Source organism: Bacillus sp. hwrm1 (assembly GCF_040207805.1).
Lineage (GTDB): Bacteria > Bacillota > Bacilli > Bacillales > Bacillaceae > Bacillus > Bacillus velezensis.
In genome coordinates this window covers 1,659,467-1,673,501 of record NZ_CP157943.1, presented here as the reverse complement: position 1 = coordinate 1,673,501, position 14,035 = coordinate 1,659,467, and the positions used below count along the sequence as shown (strand labels likewise).

The following is a 14,035-nucleotide window of genomic DNA, read 5'->3' as shown; positions in this document are numbered from 1 at the left end:
TTACCTCCCTTTTCTTTTGCGGCGGTACCAGAAGTAGCGGTCAATGAAAATCGCGCCGATTCCCGAAATTAAAGTCGCTAAGATGGTCGGCCCGACGATATCGGTCGGTGATTTCGCCGAGTAAGCCATGCGCACGGCAATGACGGTTGTCGGTATCAATGTAATACTCGAAGTATTTACCGCCAAAAAGGTAATCATGGAACGGCTGGCCTCAGACTTACCTCCATTCAGCTTTTTCATCTGCTCCATGGCTTTAATGCCGAGCGGTGTCGCCGCATTTCCCAGTCCGAAAAAGTTTGCCATGAGATTTGATAAGATGTATCCCATCGCCGGATGATCAGGGGGAATATCGGGAAACAGCTTAGAAATAAACGGGCGGCACATTCTGCTGAATATATCCAAAAGGCCGGACTGCTCGGCTATTTTCATCAGGCCGAGCCAGAACACGAGAACGCTCATTAATCCGAACGAGATCGTAACCGCTTCTTTCGCTCCTTTAAAAACGGCTTCATTCACATCCTGTAAGGTACCGTTAAACATCGCAAAGACAAGTCCGATTACCGTCAGACATACCCAGATTAAATTGACCATGACGAACCGCCCGCCGCGCTCATAAACAGGCTCGTAAACGTCTCAATGAAATGCTTTTTCGGTTTTTTATGGCGCTCATTTTCATAATAGACGGGGATCTTGGCGATCACTTTCCCATCATGCATAACAGTCATCCGGCCGACGACATCAGGAATGAGAGAGGCGTCCTTTTTCCAGGCTTTTTTCGGTTTTATTAAGGTTGTGCGGATTTTTACATCGTCTATTTCATCCTCTTTTAACAAATATTTGACATCCCGGGCAATAAAAGCGCGCTTTCCGTAAAACGTCTTTTTCAGCTTCGGGATGCCGCCTTTTTTAGCGACGACATAGGTTTTATAGTGCTCAAAGACATAATTAAACATATTCATATGATCATCCCAATCATCCGGATCATTTATGGTCACCGCGATGAGATCCGTTCCGTCTTTTGAGGCCGTCGAGACGAGCGTCCGTTTCGCGATTTTTGTGTAACCTGTTTTTCCGCCTGTGCTGTAACGGTAGAGCCCGGTCAGAAGCTTGTTTTTATTTTTCCATACCCGGTCCATCGTTTCCGCCTTATACACTTTTGTGCCTGAAACGGTCCGGTATTCCTTGATTTTCATCGCGTATTTAGTCAAAAGCGCCATGTCATACGCCGTTGAATATAAATTTTCATGGTCGTCCAGCCCGTGCGGATTTTGAAATTTTGTATTTTCCATCCCGATTTGCTCGGCTTTTTTGTTCATCATAAATACAAAACCGTCAAGGCTTCCGCCGACATATTCCGCTATTGCCGCAGCGGCGTCATTTCCTGACCTTAACATAAGCCCGTATACGAGATCTTTCAGCTTTACTTTTTGTCCCGGCTGAAGATAAATGGCTGAGCCTTCCGTTTTTACGGCATTCGGGGAAACCGTCACGGTCTCTTCCATCTTCCCTGATTCAATCGCCAGCACCGCCGTCATGATTTTCGTAATGCTTGCAATCCGCCGCTTATGATGTTCATCCTTGGCGAATAACACCCTGCCAGATGCTCCGTCGATTATAATCGCGCTTTTTGCGCTGACATGTATTTGGGCATGTGCCGTATTGCCGTCTGTAATGGAAAAAAGAATAACAAAAGTCAAAAGAAATACGGCAGCTTTTTTGAGAAAGCGCATGAATGCTCACGTCCTTGTTGTGGGTTTGTACAAGTTTATGCGCATGTCCATGACTTATGAATACCAATTGCATCACTTTCACATAAAAAAACTCTCCCAAAAGGAAGAGTTTTTATCTGACTGATGCCATATTTGAGCCTGATGCTTCATATTGCGCCAATTCTTCCCGCATGCGCAGAAATTCACTGCTGAGCGAAAGCAGAAGGCTCCGCAGCGAGTCCGGCACTTGCTGGTAGAATTCAATCGCGCTTTGGCCTGTATAAGCGGCGCGGCTGTTTTCGTACCATGTATCCTTTTTCGGCATGAAAAACTCTTCCACGCACTGATGATATACTTTATACAGCGTTTTTTCCGCTCTCGCCTCATGAAACGGCTCCTGCATTAAAAGCCGCCTGCAGGCTTCCTGGGCGCCTTCGCAAAAGACGGTCATTCTCCTCAGCACACTGAGCACGTCGCGGCAGTATGCCTCATCCGCCTCTCCTTGAGCCCGCATCTCCGGCAAAGTTGTATGATTTAAATAGCTGCTGACCATCGTGACAACCTCGGCTAAAAATTCACCAGTTTCTTCAGTATGGGCCCTCACAATCGAATTTCCCATTTCCGTCCGTTTCCTTCCTCTCTTGTACGTCGTCATTTGCGTCATTCATCAATGGCCTTTCCCTACTATCGTATGATGAAAAACGATTATTATTTAATATCCTCAAAAGTTTGGTTGAAGTTTTCAAAGAATAAATCGGCTTCCTCCTGGAGAACGTCTTCCTCCGCATTTTCAGGAAGCGGCGGGAGCTCCTCCAATGTTTTTAAGCCGAATTGTTCAAGAAATACCGGTGTCGTGCCGTATAAAATCGCCCGGCCGGGACCGTCGGCGCGGCCCACCTCACACAGCAGCGCTTTTGACACGAGGCTGTGCAGAATCCGCTCAGACTTCACACCCCGGATATCTTCAATTTCCGCCCGTGTGATCGGCTGCTTGTACGAAACGATCGCCAGCACTTCCAAAGAAGCCTGTGACAGCCCTTTTGACGGCACTTCGATTAGTTTTTTCAAATAAGGCACGAATTCTTTTTTCGTTCCAAGCATATACGTATCCGCATATTCGGTAAGCTCGATGCCTCTGTCGTCTTCCTTGTACTGAGCGGCCACTTCTTCCATGATTCCGGCCAGTTCCGCTTCTTCTATTTCAAGCACCGTCACCAATTGCTTTTTGGTCAGCCCTTCATCACCCGCCGCATACAGCAGGGCTTCCACAATCGCTTTCCAATTCACGATATCAAGCGCCATGAATGGATTCACTCCCCGTAATGTATATATCTGAAAAGTTTTCTTCCTGTTCAATGATAATCTGCTGATTTTTCATCAGTTCCAGGACTGCTAAAAACGTCACGACGAGATGGTCCTTTTGCCGAGAAGGAAAAAGCTCCGTGAAGTTTATTCTTCTCCCCGCCGTTTTTAAGCTTTTTACGATTTCGTTCATTCTGTCTTCAATCGGTATTTCCTGTCTTGTAATGGTCGTTTCTTTCGGCCGCGTGATTTTTTTACGCTGAAGCACCTTTTGAAACGCGCCGATCATGTCATAAACGGTCACCGACAGCTTCTGCTCCGTCTGTTTGATTTCTTTTGCATACTCACTTAAATCACTCGGCGGCTTTGTAAATGACTTTTGTCTTTCTTCTTCCCGCTCTTTTAAATCCTTCGCAGCGGTTTTATACTTTCTATACTCAATCAGCTTTTCAATCAGCTCGTCCCGAGGGTCTTCTTCTTCAAGCATTTCGTCTTCAAACAGCTCTTCTTCTTGTTTCGGAAGCAGCATTCTGCTTTTAATGCTGAGAAGCGTCGCCGCCATGACCAGATATTCACTGGCGACATCAAGTTCAAGCTCTTGCATTGTATGTACATATAATAAATATTGTTCAGTAATGGTTGCCACGGGTATGTCGTATATGTCGATTTCAAGACGGTTAATCAGATGAAGCAGCAGGTCCAATGGGCCTTCAAACGTATCAATTTTCACTTGATATTCTACCATTATCTCACCATTTTCAATATCACTCTCATTGCCGGAAAAACTGGCTACCCTTTAGTATAATCCACCGAAATGCTCTCGTCCAATACTTTTATACACGTCCTCCGTTATTTAGAAAATACTGAAAAAGAAGATATACGCCTATACCTTTAAAGGCGGATGCACATATGATAGCCGTGTAAACTTGAAACAAAGGGAGGCTGATTTCACATGAGCGGAGCTTGTTTCGGCGGAGGTTTTGCATTAATTGTCGTTCTGTTTATTTTGCTCGTTGTCGTAGGAGCATCTTACATCTGCTAGTTCCTCAGACTTCAGGCACCAAGCCGCTCTTTTTTCCTTTTCATAGCGCTGTGGTACACTGGTTTTAGCATAAAAGGAGGAAGCGGCTTGTATCCTAAAGCTTATATCGGCTTTTTGGCCGAATTTCACGCATCAAGAGATTATTTTGAGTGTCATGAACTGTTAGAGGAATATTGGAAAGAAAGCCCGGCTGAAAAGCGGAGCATTCATTGGGTCGGCCTGATTCAGCTTGCCGTCGCTCTGTATCACCAGCGCAGGGGAAATGAAGCCGGGGCGAAACGGCTGATTGCCAACAGCTTACGTATTCTCCGGTCTGAAAAGCAGGCGGTCTGTTCTCTCGGTCTCAGCCACCCGAAGCTGATTGAACTGATAGAAACGCTTTCAGACGATATAGAAGCGGGCCTGCCTTATAAAAGTGTTATGTTGCCGATTACAGATGAAGCCCTGAAAGAAGCATGTCTTGCCGAATGCCGCCGAAAGGGCTATACATGGGGGCAAGACGGCGTATCAGATACCTTTCTTATTCATAAACACCGCCTGCGGGACAGGACGGATGTCATTAAGGAACGCGAACGGGAAATTGAGAGAAGAAAAAAAAGCAGAGGCTGACGGTCAGCCCTGCTTTTTCTATATCAAAACAGCTCCCGAAACCGTGAAGATTCCGGGAGCATTTGTCAGTTATTATATGAGATATCCTGATCTTTTTGATGTTGACAGCGTTCAAAAAAGCTTTGCGTTAATTCATTCGGAACGAGTGCCTCCGTTTTGAACAGACGTTTTAAGGCGTCCATCATTTGCTTTCCGATTCCTTGATGGCGGTGAGAAGGATTCACGCTGATATGCCGGATTTCAACTTCTGAGTCCTTTTTTTCGACTCCGATCGCTCCGACGATATCTTCATCCTCTTTCCAAAGAAAGAGCTGGCGGCCAGTATCCGTTTCATAGTCCTTTATTGTCTGCTGAAGCTGCTTGAGATCTTTTTCATTCGGCATAAATGACAGAAGACCCATCGCAATCTTTTCAAACGATTTTTTATAACGAATTAACATAAAAACCCCTCTATATCCAAAATGTCCATTCATGTCCTATCAAACGGATACATAAAGGCGATCCGTTTCCTCACATTATATCATTTTCGCCGCTGTTTTAAACGCTTTTCAACAAATTATTCAAATGAACGGTTTAAATTTGCCATTTCAATGGCAGATACTGCGCAATCCGCTCCCTTATTTCCGGCTTTTGTTCCGGCTCGTTCGATGGCCTGCTCAATGGTTTCAGTCGTCACGATGCCGAAGATAACCGGGACGCCCGTCGCCGTTCCCGCCTGGGCAATGCCTTTTGCCGCTTCATTGCAGACATAGTCATAATGCGTTGTCGCTCCTCTGATAACCGTGCCGAGCGTAATGACGGCATCGTATTTTTTCGTTTCCGCCATTTTCTTTGCCGCAAACGGGATTTCAAACGCTCCCGGCACCCAAGCGACGTCAATGTCGTTTGATTCTACACCGTGGCGAAGCAACGTGTCTTCCGCTCCGCTTAACAGCTTGCTCGTTATAAATTCATTAAATCTGCCGACGACGATTCCGATTTTAAGTCCTGTTCCTACTAGGTTTCCTTGTATGATATTCATATGTTATCCATCCTTTTTTGTGAGATTTGTTTTTAGAAATGAAGCAGATGTCCAAGTTTTTTCATTTTGGTCTGTAAATATTGCTTGTTATGCTCACTCGCTTCCATTTGAAGCGGCACCCGTTCTGAAATGCTGAGACCGTATCCTTCGAGGCCGGCGATCTTCCGGGGGTTATTGGTTAAAAGTTTCATATGCTGAACCCCTAAGTCGCGGAGAATCTGGGCGCCGATGCCGTAGTTGCGCAGATCAGGCAGAAAGCCGAGCGCTTCGTTCGCTTCAACCGTGTCATACCCTTGTTCCTGCAATCGGTACGCCTTCAGCTTATTGATTAAACCGATTCCTCTGCCTTCCTGGCGCAAATACAATAGAACGCCGCGGCCTTCTTCAGCAATTTGCGCAAGCGCGGCATGAAGCTGAGGTCCGCAATCACAGCGATGAGATGCAAACACATCGCCCGTCAGGCATTCTGAGTGCACTCTGACAAGAACGGGTTCGCTGTTAAACGGGACATCCCCCATGACAAAGGCGAGATGTTCTTTTCCGTCAACCTCGTTTGTATATCCGTAAACTCTAAACGTGCCGAAGTCAGTCGGCAGCGTAATATCAACTTCTCTGTTCACAAGTGTCGTAATGTTGTAACGGTACTCTATTAAGTCTTTTATCGTAATCATTTTCAGCTGGTGGCGTTCGGCGATTTCGGCTAACTCCGGCACTCTGGCCATTGTGCCGTCTTCATTCATAATTTCACAAATGACGCCCGCTCCCTGAGATCCGCAGGCTTTTGCAAGGTCAACGGCTGCTTCCGTATGGCCGGCCCGCTTCAGGACTCCTCCTTTTTTTGCGATTAAGGGGAAAATGTGGCCCGGACGCTGAAAATCGTCAGACACAGATTCTTCGTTCAACAGCGCCTGAATGGTAAAGGATCGTTCCTGCGCGCTGATGCCCGTTTTTGTCAGCCTGTGGTCAATACTGACCGTAAACGCGGTCTCATGTGAGTCCGTATTATGATCGACCATCGGGTGAAGATCCAGCCGGTCGGCGATGTCTTCAGACAGCGGCGTGCAGATCAGGCCTCTCCCATGGGTCGCCATAAAATTCACCACTTCCGGCGTGGCATGCTCAGCCAACGCTACGAAATCTCCTTCGTTTTCTCTGTCTTCATCATCGACAACAATGATGACTTCACCTTTTTTCAGCGCCTCTAACGCCTCTTCTATCGGATGAAACATATCGATCTTCCTTTCTAAAAGCCGTTCTCGCTTAAAAAGGCTTCCGTGATAGTTTGATTGCTTTTCGTTTGTTCTGTTTTGTGCAAAAAGCGGTATAAGTATTTCCCGATCATGTCACACTCAATATTTACGGTCGATCCGACTGTTTTCGTCTGAAAAATCGTTTCTGAGATGGTATGCGGAATGATGGATACCGTTACGCTTTCGTCTGATAAACCGAAAATCGTCAGGCTCACGCCGTCTACCGTAATTGAACCTTTCAATACGAGCGTTTTTGTCAATTCCGGCGAAAGTTTTAAGTCGTAATAGACCGCGTTGCTTTTTTTCTCGATCCGCGTAATTTCCGCCGTTCCGTCCACATGCCCTGATACAAAGTGGCCGCCGAACCGTCCGTTGGCGGACATCGCTCTTTCCAGGTTTACTTTACTGCCTTTTGACAAGCCGTTCAGCGAAGTGGCTTTCACTGTTTCCGGCATGACATCAACCGTAAATTGATTGTCAGAAAATCCGGTTACGGTCAGGCAGATGCCGTTTACCGCAATGCTGTCGCCAAGCTTCACATCACTTGTCACTTTTGAAGCGGCGATGGTTAATGCCATGGAAAGGCCTGTCTTTTTGATTGCTTGGATCGTGCCTGTTTCTTCAACGATTCCTGTAAACATCGTCACCATCCTTTCCATCTTTAGGTATGGCCGTCAGTTTTATATCCGGCCCGATTTGGGTGATTTGTGTGAAATGTAAATGGGGGACATCTTTCATTGATTGAAAACCTTCACCGGAGATCAAGCTGGGAGCAAGCGTTCCTCCGATTAATTTAGGGGCGAAATAGAAATGAAGCTCTTGGAAACAGCCTTCCTTGACAAAACTTCCGTGTACGGATGCTCCGCCTTCCACATAAACGGACATTATGCCGTTTTCAGCGAGAATACTGAGCACCTCAGGGACGTGAATGCGGTCTGTTTCCAGCGGAATAACTTTTATTCCGAGTGCGGTCAGCCGGTCTTTCTTTTGCACGTCTGCACCTTTGGCCGTAAATATCCATGTCGGCGCAGCGCCGTCAGTGAGCACATTTGCCGTTTCAGGAATGGTCAGCTTTGTATCGAGAATCACTCTGACCGGCTGCTTCACCGCATCAGGAAGCCTGCAGGTCAGGCTCGGATTATCAGCTTTGACTGTGCCTGCTCCGACAAGAATGCTTTGATGCGATTTCCTGTATTGCTGGGCATCAAGCCTTGCTGCCTCTGATGTAATCCATTTGCTGTCACCGGTTTCAGTCGCTGTTTTCCCGTCAAGGCTCGCGGCCGCTTTCAAGGTGACATACGGAAGTCCGGTCCGCATGAAGTGAAGAAACATTTTATTCAGCTCTTCTGCCTGCTGCCTGAGAAGTCCGGTTTTCACTTCGATGCCCGCTGCTTCCAGCATTCCGATGCCTTTTCCGGCTACAAGCGGATTCGGATCTTTCACAGCAATGAACACCCTTTTTATCCCCGACTTTATTATCAGTTCGGCGCATGGCGGTGTTTTTCCGTAATGGCTGCAAGGCTCCAGCGTCACATACAAATCGGCGCCTTTTGCGTGTCTGCCGGCCATATGAAACGCGTGAACCTCGGCATGCGCTTCTCCGTATTGCAAATGGGCGCCCATTCCGACGATCTGTCCGTTTTTGACGACGACAGCGCCGACAAGAGGATTGGACTGTGTCTGTCCTTCACCGCGTCTGGCAAGTTCTATTGCCGTATTCATATAATATTCTTCCATCGTTATCCCTCCCTTCTTCCACGCAATTTGGCGTCAAAAAAGCCCCGAATGTTTACACAGTTCGGGGCTTTGCCAGTTTTAATCCATAGGAAATAAGACTATACAGTAAGTTTATTTTTTGCATAGCTTCTCTCATCCTTCTCCCATCCAGACTTTCACTGTCGGCTTCAGCTTTTCACTGAATCCACCGTATACAGATGCATACGGGTCACGGGCTGTAAAGCGCAAAACGCCTTATTACCGCCGGTCGGGATTTTCACCCAGCCCCGAAGGATACAATCAATATTTTTTTGTCCTTATCCGCTATTATAACATCCTTTGCGGCAGGCGCAATGAATTTGCACCTAATTATTCAGAAAAATAAAAAGCGCCCTTTTCCCATAAAAGGCGCCTTTATTTATTCGTTCACTTTGACGACCTTCAATAAGCCGTCAATCCGGTTTGATTTGCTGAAATACGCTTTAATCTTATCTCCCTTTTTCACATCGGAGAGATCCTGCTTCAGCTTGTCGCCGTTAAAAATAATTTTTGTGCCGTTTTCTGCCGTACCGTGGTACTCAGTTCCTTCGATTTTCGTAATTTTATATGTTTTGACTGTATATTCTTCTTTTTCCTGGGACAGGGTTTGTCCGATTGCAGTCGGCACGTCTTTCAGTTCAATATCGTTTATGACCATATAACCGCCCGCTAATAACAGCAGCAGTACAAGTAAAATGGCTGCTTTTGTTTTAATTCTTCCCATTTTTCTACCTCCAGCCCGTATCAATCTATTCATTACTATGTCATATTCCTTTTGTTCATGAATAGAAAACCGTTCTTCCCTGCGTGAGTTATTCATATAACGTTTCATAAAGGGAAGATGTTTCATGTATCTGTAAAACTTTCTATCTATTAAATAGATATACGAATTTATGTTCTGTTTTTGAGGGTGGAAAGATAAATTTATATAAAAAAGCAGTTTTCCTCATGAAGAAAACTGCCTGTACGGTTTATTTCGTCTTGCGAATTTCATTAAACGGGAAGAAGACGAATTTTGATGTGCCCGCTATTTGTTTTTTCGTAAAAAGACCGAGGCCGTTGCGGCTGTCCATAGATTCTCTGCGGTTATCACCCATGACGAAATATTTGTCGTCCGGCACCTTCACCGGGCCGAAGTCTTCTGTCAGCCGGTCATAGCCGTCTTGTTTCGCCTTGTGCTTGTTTGCCGCTAAATACGGTTCGGACACTTTTTTGCCGTTGATGTACAGCTGATCGTTTTTCATTTGCACCGTGTCGCCGGGAAGTCCGATAATCCGCTTGACATAGTGCTCGTTTTCTCCGTTCAGCACGACGATCTGGCCGCGTTTGAAGTCGCTTATGTATTTGACCGTCATATTGACAAAGATTCTCTCGCGGTCATGCAGCGTCGGATCCATTGATCTTCCATCAACGAGATAAGGGGCAAATAAAAAGTTTCGGATGAGCAGTGCCAGAACGACAGCGATGATAATGGCTTTCGCCCAATCAAGTACGGCGCTTTTTTTAGAAGTTTTTTCTTTTTCTGATTTCAAGTGATTTCCTCCCATTAGCCATGGTCGTTTTTATTTTACCATGAATCCCTGCACAGAGGGCAAATAAGCCCCGTACCTCATCCATTTTTTTCATTTTATAAGCCGGATCTGCTGATTTTACGGTATTTCACGAAGCTTCCGATCCGCCAAATGCACAAATACACAAAAGCAAGTTCCATCGTTAAAACGGCGAATTCCGCCGCGTCAATGTTTTTGAAATATTGGCTGAGCACGATACGGATCGCAATAATCGCGATAATGACATATTTAAAGTTTTTATTCCGCTTGGAGTAGACAAAGCCGTCTTCCCGGATTTCATAGGCGGTTTGCGACAGCATGATGACGCCGAATACCGCGCCTAACAGTCCGGCGATGGCGAGCTCCCAAAGAGCGGGAAAATGAAACGGCTTTCCCGGGATATTCATGAGCTGGCTGATGCTGAATGTAAAAATGACGGCGATAATCAAAAGCGGGAGAATGATGCCGAAGCCGCCGCCTTTAATCGGCCTGTTCCCCTTTTTCACCCTGAACCAAATTATAAGTGCGAGAATGATAATGACAAATAAAACGGTTGCCAATTGAACCAACGTTTCTACCTCTTTTCATTGTTGTAATCGGTCTTTATCACTATACCAGAGGAACTACTATCATTCATATATGTATTTTTTCATGATTTACACATGAGAATTTTCATATACATAAAAAAACCCGCCTGAAAAAGGCGGGTTTTCCGTCATTATCCTTCTACACGGATTTCTTTCATTTTGTCTCCGTTAGACATGTTTTTCGCATGCTCTAAACCGCTTGTCACTTTTCCGAATACAGTATGAACGCCGTTTAAATGCGGCTGCGGCTCATGTACGATGAAGAATTGGCTTGAACCCGTGTCTTTACCGGCATGCGCCATTGATAAAGAACCGGCTTCGTGTTTATGCGGATTGCCTTCTGTTTCACATTTGATCGTTTTTCCGCTTCCGCCCATGCCTGTCCCAGTCGGATCTCCGCCTTGGCTGACAAAGCCCGGGATCACGCGGTGGAAAATAACGCCGTCATAAAAGCCCGTATTCGCCAGGTTTTCAAAGTTAGCGACTGTATTAGGCGCTTCATTCGGATAAAGTTCAAATTCAATTCTGCTGCCGTTTTCCATTTCGATGTAACCAGTTTTCATTCTCATTCCTACTTCCGTATTGTTTTTTGTCAAAGCCTTCTTCAATATGAATTTCAATTGTAAGCCGGCTTTCTTTTTGATATTCTTTTGAAGGAAGAGGCCTCTGCTCTTCTTTTCGCGGCTATTATACCATACCTTCAGCCGGAAAACGAATCTCCCCGCTTCCGCAGAAAGAAAATGAAACCAGAACAGCTTCACAGCCGTCTATGTATCGGAACTGCTTCACGCAGGCCCTCACAAACCGCTTCAAAACGGCATTTGTGAAAAGAAGGAGGTTAACCGCTTTGAAAAAAATGTGGATTGGATTGCTGGCGGCGGCCGTTGTATTGTGCACAATACCGAAAATCAGCCTGGCCGATGCCGCAGTCGGAGATGTCATCGTCACACTGGGGGCGGATCTGTCAAACGAAAACCGTCAGAAAGTGCTTGACGAATTAAATGTCCCTGATAACGCGACAAAAGTGACGGTCACGAATAAAGAAGAACATGAATATCTGGGAAAATATATATCGAATGCCCAAATCGGCACAAGAGCCATCTCTTCATCATCCATCACGGTGGCAAAGAAAGGGTCCGGGCTTGACGTTAAGACTCATAATATCGATTCCATCACGGATGAAATGTACTTAAACGCCCTGATGACAGCAGGAGTGAAAGATGCGAAAGTATACGTGACGGCGCCGTTTGAGGTATCAGGCACCGCAGCATTAACGGGAATCATCAAGGCATATGAAGTCTCATCAGACAAAGCGATTTCAGAAGATGTAAAACAGGTCGCCAACCAAGAGCTTGTCACCACTTCAAATCTCGGGGATAAAATCGGGAATAAAAACGCCTCCGCGCTCATCGCAAACATTAAAGATGATTTCGCGAAAAACGGTGTGCCCGATACAAAAGAAGGAATCGAGAAAAAGGTCGATGATGCGGCTTCAAACCTTAACATTACACTGACTGACGCTCAAAAAGACCAGCTCGTTTCATTGTTTAATAAAATGAAAAATGCCAAGATTGATTGGGGCCAAGTCGGCAGCCAGCTTGACAAGGCAAAAGACAAAATCACGAAGTTCATTCAATCCGATGAAGGCAAAAGCTTTGTTCAAAAAGTCATTGATTTCTTCGCTTCGATTTGGAATGCGATCGTGTCTGTATTTACAGGAGACAGCGGATCAAGTTCTAACAACAGCTGAATGCAAAAAGAGACCGGACGCCATTGTTCCGGTCTCTTTTTTATTTATTGTTTGACCCCCGTCTTAAACGGCAGATCCAGTTTTACAATGTCTTCATAAGTTTCCCTTCTAATGACAAGATGCGCTTCGCCGTCTTCCACAAAAACGACGGCGGGACGCGGAATGCGGTTGTAGTTGTTAGCCATGCTGTATCCGTACGCTCCCGTGCAGAAAACGGCGAGAAGATCGCCTTCTTTCACTTCCGGAAGATCTATATCCCAAATGAGCATATCACCGCTTTCACAGCACTTACCCGCGATGGATACCGTTTTATCGTGGTGTTCTCCGATTCTGTTTGCCGATACGGCTTCATATTTCGCCTGATACAGCGCAGGACGGATATTATCGCTCATGCCCCCGTCAACCGCTGCATATTTACGGGTGCCGGGCACTTCTTTTTGCGAACCGATGGTATAAAGCGTCGTTCCGGCGTCTCCGACGAGCGAGCGTCCCGGTTCAATCCAGATCTCCGGAATGTCAAAAGCGTGCAGCGCTGCGTTTTCTTTTACCGCTTCGATAATTTTTTCCACATAAACGGCGGGATGAAGGGGTTCATCCTCCTCTGTGTAGCGGATGCCAAAGCCGCCCCCTAAATTCAGCACTTCAGAGACAAAGCCGAATGATTCTCTCCATTCATTCAGTTTTGCGAAGATTTTTTCTGCGGCCAGCACAAAGCCCGCCGTATCAAAAATTTGCGATCCGATGTGGCAGTGAACGCCGAGAAGGCGGATATGGTCTGACTGTAATACTTGTTCAATCGCCTTTTCTATTTGCCCGTTATGCAGATCAAAACCGAATTTGGAATCTTCCTGTCCCGTTGTAATATAATCATGCGTATGCGCCTCTACCCCCGGAGTGATCCGCAGAAGCACATCCATTGTGCGCCCTGATTTGCGGCACAGTTCCGCGAGTAAGGATATTTCATAAAAATTATCAACGACAATGCAGCCGATTTGATGATCGAGCGCCATTTTCAACTCTTCTTCGCTTTTGTTATTGCCGTGAAAATGAATCCTGTCAGCCGGAAAACCAGCCGCAACCGCCGTAAACAGCTCTCCGCCGGATACAACGTCCAATGAGAGCCCCTCCTGCTCAGCGAGCTGTATCATCGCAACGGAAGAAAACGCCTTGCTCGCGTACGCGACCTGCGCCTTTAAATCCGCGTCAATGAATGCCTGTTTAAAGCTTTTAGCGCGCTCACGTATTAAAGCCACATCGTAAACATAAAGAGGCGTGCCGTAATGCTCCGCTAAATACAGCGCGTCCACACCTCCGATTTCCAAATGACCTAGTTTGTTTTGTCTGCTTGTGCCATGTAAGAACAATGCTCATTCCCTCTTTCTGATCCGCATATGGGTGAAAAGGACAGCTTCTTTTGAGCTGTCCTTATACAAGTCCCGTATAAGTTAAGACATACAATA

Annotated in this window: 18 protein-coding genes and 1 riboswitch; of the genes, 3 read left to right on the top strand and 15 right to left on the bottom strand. The window is 46.1% G+C overall.

Annotation, left to right across the window (positions count from 1 at the left end; all coding sequences use genetic code 11):
- The 5 genes from ABK447_RS08520 to ABK447_RS08500 form a co-directional block, all read right to left on the bottom strand.
- Complete coding sequence (locus tag ABK447_RS08520) at positions 1 to 591, bottom strand: nucleoside recognition domain-containing protein (RefSeq protein ID WP_003153385.1); 591 nt, start codon at positions 589 to 591, stop codon at positions 1 to 3.
- Positions 579 to 1,730 (bottom strand): D-alanyl-D-alanine carboxypeptidase family protein, encoded by a 1,152-nt coding sequence (locus ABK447_RS08515; protein WP_012117887.1) that lies wholly within the window; start codon positions 1,728 to 1,730, stop codon positions 579 to 581. The genes ABK447_RS08520 and ABK447_RS08515 overlap by 13 nt, the downstream gene beginning before the upstream one ends.
- Positions 1,731 to 1,842: 112 nt before the next feature.
- The gene (locus ABK447_RS08510; RefSeq protein WP_015240120.1) at positions 1,843 to 2,328 is read right to left on the bottom strand and encodes a DUF3907 family protein; all 486 of its coding nucleotides are present in this window, start codon (positions 2,326 to 2,328) and stop codon (positions 1,843 to 1,845) included.
- 89 nt (positions 2,329 to 2,417) lie between these two features.
- Complete coding sequence (scpB, locus tag ABK447_RS08505) at positions 2,418 to 3,011, bottom strand: SMC-Scp complex subunit ScpB (protein WP_007409428.1); 594 nt, start codon at positions 3,009 to 3,011, stop codon at positions 2,418 to 2,420.
- Positions 3,001 to 3,756 (bottom strand): segregation/condensation protein A, encoded by a 756-nt coding sequence (locus ABK447_RS08500; protein ID WP_007409427.1) that lies wholly within the window; start codon positions 3,754 to 3,756, stop codon positions 3,001 to 3,003. Before ABK447_RS08500 ends, scpB begins: the two co-directional genes overlap by 11 nt.
- A gap of 207 nt (positions 3,757 to 3,963) precedes the next feature.
- Here ABK447_RS08500 and ABK447_RS08495 point away from each other — a divergent pair, with 207 nt between their 5' ends.
- Together ABK447_RS08495 and ABK447_RS08490 are read left to right on the top strand one after the other, a co-directional pair.
- Positions 3,964 to 4,053: a YjcZ family sporulation protein gene (locus tag ABK447_RS08495; RefSeq protein WP_003153376.1), complete on the top strand. Its 90-nt coding sequence runs from the start codon at positions 3,964 to 3,966 to the stop codon at positions 4,051 to 4,053.
- Positions 4,054 to 4,140: 87 nt separating this feature from the next.
- Positions 4,141 to 4,662: a DUF309 domain-containing protein gene (locus ABK447_RS08490; RefSeq protein WP_012117889.1), complete on the top strand. Its 522-nt coding sequence runs from the start codon at positions 4,141 to 4,143 to the stop codon at positions 4,660 to 4,662.
- 65 nt (positions 4,663 to 4,727) lie between these two features.
- On the opposite strand, the gene ribT is transcribed toward ABK447_RS08490, so the two are convergent.
- The 9 genes from ribT to ABK447_RS08445 all read right to left on the bottom strand — a co-directional run bounded on the left by ribT (position 4,728) and on the right by ABK447_RS08445 (position 11,388).
- The gene (gene ribT / locus ABK447_RS08485) at positions 4,728 to 5,102 is read right to left on the bottom strand and encodes a GNAT family N-acetyltransferase RibT (protein ID WP_003153373.1); all 375 of its coding nucleotides are present in this window, start codon (positions 5,100 to 5,102) and stop codon (positions 4,728 to 4,730) included.
- A 116-nt stretch (positions 5,103 to 5,218) separates the two neighbouring features.
- Positions 5,219 to 5,683, bottom strand: a complete 465-nt coding sequence (gene ribE / locus ABK447_RS08480; protein WP_003153372.1) for a 6,7-dimethyl-8-ribityllumazine synthase — start codon at positions 5,681 to 5,683, stop codon at positions 5,219 to 5,221.
- 32 nt (positions 5,684 to 5,715) lie between these two features.
- Positions 5,716 to 6,912: a bifunctional 3,4-dihydroxy-2-butanone-4-phosphate synthase/GTP cyclohydrolase II gene (locus tag ABK447_RS08475; RefSeq protein ID WP_094031815.1), complete on the bottom strand. Its 1,197-nt coding sequence runs from the start codon at positions 6,910 to 6,912 to the stop codon at positions 5,716 to 5,718.
- 14 nt (positions 6,913 to 6,926) lie between these two features.
- On the bottom strand, positions 6,927 to 7,574 hold the full coding sequence (gene ribE, locus ABK447_RS08470) for a riboflavin synthase (RefSeq protein WP_007409425.1): 648 nt from the start codon (positions 7,572 to 7,574) through the stop codon (positions 6,927 to 6,929).
- The gene (ribD, locus tag ABK447_RS08465) at positions 7,555 to 8,670 is read right to left on the bottom strand and encodes a bifunctional diaminohydroxyphosphoribosylaminopyrimidine deaminase/5-amino-6-(5-phosphoribosylamino)uracil reductase RibD (RefSeq protein WP_094031816.1); all 1,116 of its coding nucleotides are present in this window, start codon (positions 8,668 to 8,670) and stop codon (positions 7,555 to 7,557) included. Before ribD ends, ribE (ABK447_RS08470) begins: the two co-directional genes overlap by 20 nt.
- A gap of 131 nt (positions 8,671 to 8,801) precedes the next feature.
- Positions 8,802 to 8,948: riboswitch (FMN riboswitch) on the bottom strand.
- A 119-nt stretch (positions 8,949 to 9,067) separates the two neighbouring features.
- Complete coding sequence (locus tag ABK447_RS08460; RefSeq protein ID WP_007409423.1) at positions 9,068 to 9,412, bottom strand: hypothetical protein; 345 nt, start codon at positions 9,410 to 9,412, stop codon at positions 9,068 to 9,070.
- Between the two features lie 247 nt (positions 9,413 to 9,659).
- Complete coding sequence (lepB, locus tag ABK447_RS08455) at positions 9,660 to 10,235, bottom strand: signal peptidase I (protein ID WP_032861567.1); 576 nt, start codon at positions 10,233 to 10,235, stop codon at positions 9,660 to 9,662.
- Positions 10,236 to 10,315: 80 nt separating this feature from the next.
- A complete protein-coding gene (locus ABK447_RS08450) occupies positions 10,316 to 10,807 on the bottom strand; it encodes a CcdC protein domain-containing protein (RefSeq protein WP_015240128.1) in 492 nt (163 codons plus the stop codon).
- Positions 10,808 to 10,956: 149 nt separating this feature from the next.
- Positions 10,957 to 11,388, bottom strand: a complete 432-nt coding sequence (locus tag ABK447_RS08445) for a peptidylprolyl isomerase (RefSeq protein ID WP_003153363.1) — start codon at positions 11,386 to 11,388, stop codon at positions 10,957 to 10,959.
- Positions 11,389 to 11,672: 284 nt separating this feature from the next.
- On the opposite strand from ABK447_RS08445, the gene ABK447_RS08440 reads away from it, so the two are divergent.
- Positions 11,673 to 12,575 carry a DUF1002 domain-containing protein gene (locus ABK447_RS08440; RefSeq protein ID WP_094031817.1) on the top strand — a complete coding sequence of 301 codons (903 nt, stop codon included), beginning with the start codon at positions 11,673 to 11,675 and terminating at the stop codon, positions 12,573 to 12,575.
- A 44-nt stretch (positions 12,576 to 12,619) separates the two neighbouring features.
- Here the strand turns inward: ABK447_RS08440 and lysA are convergent, their stop codons facing one another.
- Positions 12,620 to 13,939, bottom strand: coding sequence for a diaminopimelate decarboxylase (gene lysA, locus ABK447_RS08435; RefSeq protein ID WP_012117893.1), 1,320 nt, complete (start codon positions 13,937 to 13,939; stop codon positions 12,620 to 12,622).
- Between the last annotated feature and the right edge of the window lie 96 nt (positions 13,940 to 14,035).